General features: G+C 58.6%; 5 protein-coding genes. 3 read left to right on the forward strand and 2 right to left on the reverse strand.

Annotated elements, in window-relative coordinates:
- Together FJ404_14255 and cysK are read right to left on the reverse strand one after the other, a co-directional pair.
- Complete coding sequence (locus tag FJ404_14255) at nt 1-1,092, reverse strand: aromatic amino acid lyase (GenBank protein ID MBM3824024.1); 1,092 nt, start codon at nt 1,090-1,092, stop codon at nt 1-3.
- A gap of 697 nt (nt 1,093-1,789) precedes the next feature.
- Nucleotides 1,790-2,773 carry a cysteine synthase A gene (gene cysK / locus FJ404_14260; GenBank protein MBM3824025.1) on the reverse strand — a complete coding sequence of 328 codons (984 nt, stop codon included), beginning with the start codon at nt 2,771-2,773 and terminating at the stop codon, nt 1,790-1,792.
- Nucleotides 2,774-2,908: 135 nt separating this feature from the next.
- On the opposite strand from cysK, the gene FJ404_14265 reads away from it, so the two are divergent.
- The 3 genes from FJ404_14265 to FJ404_14275 form a co-directional block, all read left to right on the forward strand.
- Entirely contained in the window at nt 2,909-4,738 is a 1,830-nt protein-coding gene (locus FJ404_14265; protein ID MBM3824026.1) for a type IIA DNA topoisomerase subunit B, read from the forward strand.
- Between the two features lie 328 nt (nt 4,739-5,066).
- Nucleotides 5,067-5,933, forward strand: a complete 867-nt coding sequence (locus FJ404_14270; GenBank protein MBM3824027.1) for a type II secretion system protein — start codon at nt 5,067-5,069, stop codon at nt 5,931-5,933.
- 223 nt (nt 5,934-6,156) lie between these two features.
- Nucleotides 6,157-6,727 (forward strand): hypothetical protein (locus FJ404_14275; protein MBM3824028.1); only part of this gene is annotated, 571 nt, incomplete at its 3' end.

Genomic DNA, 6,727 nt, shown 5'->3' on the forward strand with positions numbered 1-6,727 from the left:
CTATTCCCGTTCCAGTTTGGAAAGCAACTCGGCCACCGGGCCGAGGAATTGGGGCAGGCATCGAAGGGAATATCGGTCTTGGATGAGTTCACCCGTCCGGTGAAGCTGCTGCTCCTTGGTTTCTTCCCGCCAGAGGTGGCTTCCATCCAGCAAAGTCAACATACGGGCGGCGACGCTCCCCTGGCCCGGATGAGCCTTTTGAGCATGGACGAAACGGGCGAAGGACTGATCCGAACCCCTCAGGCCCTGAACGAAAAGCGCGTGGATGAGCAGGGAGATGTCGAACAATTCCTGAGCGTCGTGCAGGCAATGGGCGGCGATTGCCGTCAGCACCGAAGTGCCATTGACCAAAGCGAGCCCTTCCTTCGGTCCCAGGCGCGCGGGCTTCAATCCGAGCCGCCGGAGCGCTTCCCCGACGGTCACCTCGGTGCCGTCATAATCGACCTTCATGCTCTCGTCCTGGCCTGTGACTGCCATCGCGATGTGGGCCAAAGGCACCAGATCTCCGCTGGCGCCGATCGAGCCCCATTGGCGGACAATCGGAGTCACGCCCCGGTTCAGAAAAAGGGCATACCGATCGATCCATTCCTTGCGGATTCCAGAGTGGCCTCGCATCAACGAATTCGCCCGAAGCAGCATCGCCGTGCGGACATCCCTGCGCGGCAGCGGTCCCCCAGCCCCAGCCCGCAAGCACCAGAGCAGCCGGTTTTGAAACTCGGAGGCCATGGACGCCGACACGGACTGGTCCGCCATGCCTCCTACACCGGTGGTCACTCCGTAGAGGGCCTGGCCGGTTGTCACCGCGCGTCGCACGAATCGAACCGAATCTTCCAATCGACGAACGGCTTCCGGACTGGAATCGAGCCGCACTTGCTTCCGCCCGAGCCCCACTTCCACGGCATCCTCCAGCCGCAATCCTTCGCCGCGCACCAACACTTCGGGCTTGGCAGTTCCAGGCGGACGGGACGGCTCGGATCTGGCCCGTGCGGGCTTCTGGCACCGGCTTGGGCCGCGTGGAATCCTCGCGAAGGTTGAAGTGAGATCGCGGCAGTGCTCAGCTGGGTGCGTTAGGGTTTCGGATGGAGTGATCATATCGAGTGGCTGTTTTTTTAGCGTCTTCACCCCGTTCTACAGAGTTTCGGCACCCAGGTTGCGCGAAACGGAAATTTTTTTCGGAACCAAGATTTACCCTCCCGACGAACTTGACGCTGAAGTTACTCACTATTTCTCACCCCGGCCCGGCGGAGTTTCTTTGCTGGAAACGGCAATAGCTCCGCATCGATCCGCACAAAGATCCGGGCGGAAAAGCCCTGCTCGAGTTTGGATGGGATCACCTTCCGAAACTGATCGCGCACGCCCCGCTTGACCGATTGGTCACGCGGGGGATTGTGAGTCGCTTCGTAAAGTCAGCCAAGAAGCCGGAGCAAACGGTCCAGGCAACGCTGTGGTGGATTGAGGATGGAGAAAAACCTCGGCGAAGCCATGACCCATTGCCTGATTGACACGTGCGTCTTTTGCAACGTCTTGAACGTGCCGGGTCGGAATCAGAAGCACGCGGAGGTCATCTGCCGGCTCAAACCATTGACTGAGGAGTGAGCCGCGTTGCCGCTGCCCATCGCGGCTGTTTTGGAAACCGACAATCCTATCGAACAACGGGCCGTAGGCCTGCCACCTCGGTGCCTGCGACCCAGGGCCACTCGCTCCGCAGGCAAGTTCCAACGGGAACATGATTGGGTCGAGCGTCCATGCCAGGTCGTGTGGCACCGGAAACAGCGACCCCCCCGGCAAGTTATCCTCCCACTTCGGCGCGGGCTTCGGCGGCGAGCGGGGTGCTGAGGTAACGTTCGCCGGTGGAGCACGCCACGGTGACGATCAGCTTGCCCTTGTTCTCGGGGCGTTTGGCGACTTCGATCGCCGCCCAAACGTTCGCGCCCGAAGAGATGCCCACCAAGAGACCCTCTTCTTTGGCCAGGCGCCGGGCCATGGCAAAGGCATCGTCGTTGGACACCGTAATGCATTCGACGATCTGCGGCTGGCCTGAGCTGTCCTTCAGGTGGAGATTCTTGGGCACGAATCCCGCCCCGGTGCCCTGGATCTTGTGGGCGCCTGGTTTGATCGGCTGATTCGTCAGCGTTTGGGTGATCACCGGCGAATCCTTCGGCTCCACCGCGATGGCTTGGAAGCTCGGTTTCTTGGGTTGGATCACTTCGCAGCAGCCCGTAATCGTCCCGCCTGTTCCGACCGCCGCCACCAAGATGTCCAACTTCCCGTCTGTGTCCTCCCAAAGCTCGACCGCAGTGGTCTTGCGATGAATTTCCGGGTTGGCCTCATTTTCGAACTGTTGCGGGATCCAGGAATTGGGGGTTTCCTTGGCCAACTGCTCCGCTCTCGCGATGGCCCCCTTCATGCCTTCCGTTCCCGGGGTCAGGACGAGTTTGGCGCCCAGCATGGCCAGGAGTGTCCGCCGCTCCAGCGACATGGTTTCGGGCATCGTCAGGATCAATCGGTAGCCTTTGGCCGCCGCGACGAAAGCCAGCGCGATGCCGGTGTTGCCCGACGTCGGCTCGATGATGACCGTGTCCTTCTTCAAGATGCCGTATTTCTCCGCTTCTTCGATCATCGCCATCCCGATGCGGTCCTTGACGCTGCCCAGCGGATTGAAGAATTCGCACTTCAGAAGAATGGTGGCTTGGAGTCCGGCGGTCACTTTGTTCAGGCGAACCAGCGGGGTTCGACCCACCGTCTCCACAATGTTGTTGTAAATTCGGCCCATAAATTATCGGGGATGAGGTTGACCGCCGATGATGCGGGATCGACCGACCGGGGCAAGAAGAAATCCGGCTGCGCTTTTAGTTTGGCAACACCGAGGCCAATCCCCAATAACTCCGCGGCACGAAGCGAATCCGTTATGGCAGAACCCAAGAAGCAGGTTTACGACGAGAGCAAAATCAAAACCCTCTCCTCCCTGGAGCACATCCGTTTGCGCACGGGCATGTACATCGGGCGGCTGGGGGACGGCACCCACTACGACGACGGCATTTACATCCTACTCAAGGAGGTCATCGACAACGCGATCGACGAGTTCATCATGGGCCACGGGCGGGAGATCCAGATCAGCGTGGCGGACGAGGAAGTGAGCGTGCGGGATTTCGGGCGGGGCATACCGCTCGGAAAAGTGGTGGATTGCGTCAGCCAGATCAACACGGGCGCCAAGTACAACGACGAAGTTTTTCAGTTCAGCGTCGGTTTGAACGGCGTGGGCACGAAGGCGGTGAACGCGTTGTCGCGCGATTTCCTGGTGCGCAGCCATCGGGATGGCCAGATGGTGGAGGCCGCCTTCAAGCAGGGCCGCATCAAGGGGAAAAAAGAGGGCAAGACGACCGAAGAGAACGGCACGTTCGTCCGGTTTTCACCCGACCCTGAGATTTTCAAAAAAGTGGAGTTCAAGCCCGACTTGATCGAGAAGCGCCTCCGCTACTACAGCTATCTCAACAGCGGATTACGGCTGGCGTTCAACGGCAAGACGATTCAGTCCAAGAACGGACTGCTGGATTTGGTGTTGGAAGACCTGGAAGCCGATCACAGCGAGCCGATTTACGCCCCGCTGCACTACGCGAGCAAGACGCTCGAGTTTTGCTTCACCCACAGCAACAGCCGTTACGGCGAGACCTTTTTTTCCTTCGTCAACGGCCAATACACTTCCGACGGCGGCACACATCTGAGCGCGTTTCGCGAAGGATTGTTGAAAGCGGTCAACGAGTTCTCCAAAGGCGGCTACGAGGGTGATGACGTGCGGGAGGCCATGGTGGGTGCGGTCGCCATCCGCCTCAAGGATCCGGTTTTCGAATCGCAGACCAAGAACAAGCTGGGCAACACGGAGATTCGGTCGGATCTTGTGAATCAGGTTCGCGAGGAACTGCTTCATTTCTTCCACCGCAACAAGCTGATCGCCGAGAAGATCATCGCCAAGGTCGAGGACACCCGGCAGTTGCGCAAGGAGTTGCAGGAGGTCAAAAAACTGGCGCGGGAACGTTCGAAGGCGATTGCTCTCCGCATTCCGCAGCTCAAGGACTGCAAGATCCATTTCGACCGCAAGCGGGACAAGGGCCGCGGCACCATGGTTTTCCTGACCGAGGGTCAATCCGCCGCGGGTTCGATCGTCAGTTGCCGGGACGTCAACACGCAGGCCATCTTCGTGCTGAAGGGCAAGCCGCTCAATGTCTGGGACTTGAAGCGGGATATCGTTTACCGGAATGACGAGATGTACAACTTGATGCGCAGTCTCGACATTGAGGACAACCTGGAGGGTTTGCGCTACGACAAGGTCATTCTCGCGACCGACGCCGACGTGGACGGGTTGCACATTCGAAACTTGCTCATTACCTACTTCTTCAAGTTTTTCGAACAATTGATTCACGACGGGCATCTTTTCGTGCTGGAAACGCCGCTCTTTCGGGTGCGCAACAAGGAACAGACCCTCTATTGTTACGACGAGCGCGAGCGGGACCGGGCGGCTGCGGGGCTGGGGAAATCGGCGGAGATCACCCGCTTCAAAGGTTTGGGTGAGATTTCTCCCTCGGAGTTCAAGCAATTCATCGGCAAGAACATGCGGCTAAGCCGGGTGGAATATGCCCACAAGGGGGAAGCCTCTCCGATCTTCGACTTTTACATGGGGAAGAACACCCCGGAACGGCGAGGGTTTATCATGGAGCATCTGGTTGTGCCGGTGGAGGATTGAACCTCCCAACCAACTTCAGCATCAAGTGAGTCGGGAAGTTGAAATGGATGCCCGGTGATATGGAGTCCCGAGGCTTTGGGGAATCCTGTGGAGGATGGGATCAAGCCTCATCGGGCATGGCCTCGTTGTGGGTTGAAGCGCTGTGCCGTTGGAAACACATTTTTCAAGATTGCAAACGGACAACGTGATGGTGAATAGTTGCCGAACTTAGCCCAAATACGTTTCCTATTCGAAACTCGCACGCAGAGGATTCTGGCACGGTCTGTTTCAGGCTTGTCCTCATCGAGCCGAATGGGAGAGAGACTGATAAAACCAACTCAACCGAACTATGAGACAACAACCCTCCGAATTCCTGGCGCGTTGGCGCGAGGGAAAGCGGCGTTCTGCCTTCACTTTGATCGAATTGCTGGTGGTGATCGCCATTATTGCGATTCTTGCGGGCATGCTTTTGCCCTCGCTGGCCAAAGCCAAATCGAAGGCCCAAGGCGTCATTTGTTTGAACAACAACAAGCAGCTCGGCTTGGCTTATGTGCTCTATGCCGATGACAACAGCGACCGGCTTTGCGGCAATCTCGATGGCGGCGAGGCTCAAACTGCCGCCAATTCCAACCGCACTTGGTGCGTGGGCTGGCTCGATTCCGGCAGAGGCTCCCCTTCGGGCGCCAACACCAACACCCTTTATCTTCTGAATTCCCAGCTCGGCCGCTACAGCCAGAGTGTGGGAATTTACAAGTGCCCCGCCGACAAGAGCAAAGACAACAACGGGCGTGGAGCCCCCCGTGTTCGCTCGGTGTCGATGAACGCTTACCTCGGTGATCGCGGCGGCCCGTTCTCCGGCGGTTACCATCAATTCAAGAAATATTCCGATATCAAGGTGCCTTCCCCCTCCCAATGCTGGGTTTTCGTGGAAGAACGTGAAGACAGCATCAATGACGGATGGTTTGCCGTTGATATGGACAACTTTGATCCCGCCCGTCCCGCGGGCAGCCGGTGGGTCGATTGGCCTTCCAGCTATCACAACGGCGCTGCTGCATTCTCCTTTGCCGATGGGCATGGTGAGCACAAGAAATGGCTGGATCCCCGGACCAAGCCGAAAATCGGGCGCATCGGGCAAGCCTCGCCGAATAACCCGGACGTCGAATGGATTCAGTTGCGCACCTCGTCCAAGGTGAGCGGTGCCAACCGTGCTCAGTAGTTTCGCCGGCGGCATTAAGACCACATCGTTTTTGTCAAGATGGTTCACGCGCGAGCGTGAGCCATCTTTTCTTTTTGGAATCCAAGAAATGGGTGCATCATCGCTTCGAGAAAGGAGGGCGGGTCCGCAGAACTCCTTTCTTCCCGTCGAGCGCGCTTTGTCGGAGAGTTCGGCCTGAGTCTCATCTGATGTTTCCGTGACCACAACGAACGCATCGCAACCTGTGAAAAGCCGGAAACTCAAGCTGTTCCTCGGCCTTGGAGCAGTGAGCTTGGGTCTGGCCTTGGTGTGGCTCGTGGCTCGGAATCCCGCCCTCGAATTGCCGCGCCCCCCGAGGCTCGACCAACTCGAGCCGCAACTTTCAGCCTATTTGAGCTCCGAACTGGATCGAATGGGTTCGCGATCCCGGAGGGCTGAGGATCATTCCCGCATCGGATTGATCGCCGCGGTCAACGGGCTCTGGCACGAGGCTGCCTTCGCCTTCTCCAACTCGGTCGTGCTCAAGCCTGACCAACCCCTGGCTTTGATGTATTGGGGGGTGGCGGCCCAGGAAATCAATGAACTCGAGAACGCCATCGACCTGTTCCGGCGGTGCACAACGGAACACCCGCAGTTCATGCCTGGATTTTACCGGCTCGGATTTGCCCTGCTGGCACGGGGTTCAGCAGCCGAAGCCGAGGCTGCTTTCGCGGAACTGACGCGGGGCGAACCCGGCGAATGGCGGGGTCACGCAGGTCTGGGGGAATGCAAACTCCGGCTTGGAAAACCAGGCGAAGCCCTCGTGCCACTGCAAG

Source organism: Verrucomicrobiota bacterium (assembly GCA_016871495.1).
GTDB lineage: Bacteria > Verrucomicrobiota > Verrucomicrobiia > Limisphaerales > VHDF01 > VHDF01.

What these genes read in the sequence shown, in the direction of transcription:
- FJ404_14255 (MBM3824024.1), bottom strand. Translation starts at nt 1,092, where the DNA reads ATGATCACTCCATCCGAAACCCTAACGCACCCAGCTGAGCACTGCCGC.
- cysK (MBM3824025.1), bottom strand. Translation starts at nt 2,773, where the DNA reads ATGGGCCGAATTTACAACAACATTGTGGAGACGGTGGGTCGAACCCCG.
- FJ404_14265 (MBM3824026.1), top strand. Translation starts at nt 2,909, where the DNA reads ATGGCAGAACCCAAGAAGCAGGTTTACGACGAGAGCAAAATCAAAACC.
- FJ404_14270 (MBM3824027.1), top strand. Translation starts at nt 5,067, where the DNA reads ATGAGACAACAACCCTCCGAATTCCTGGCGCGTTGGCGCGAGGGAAAG.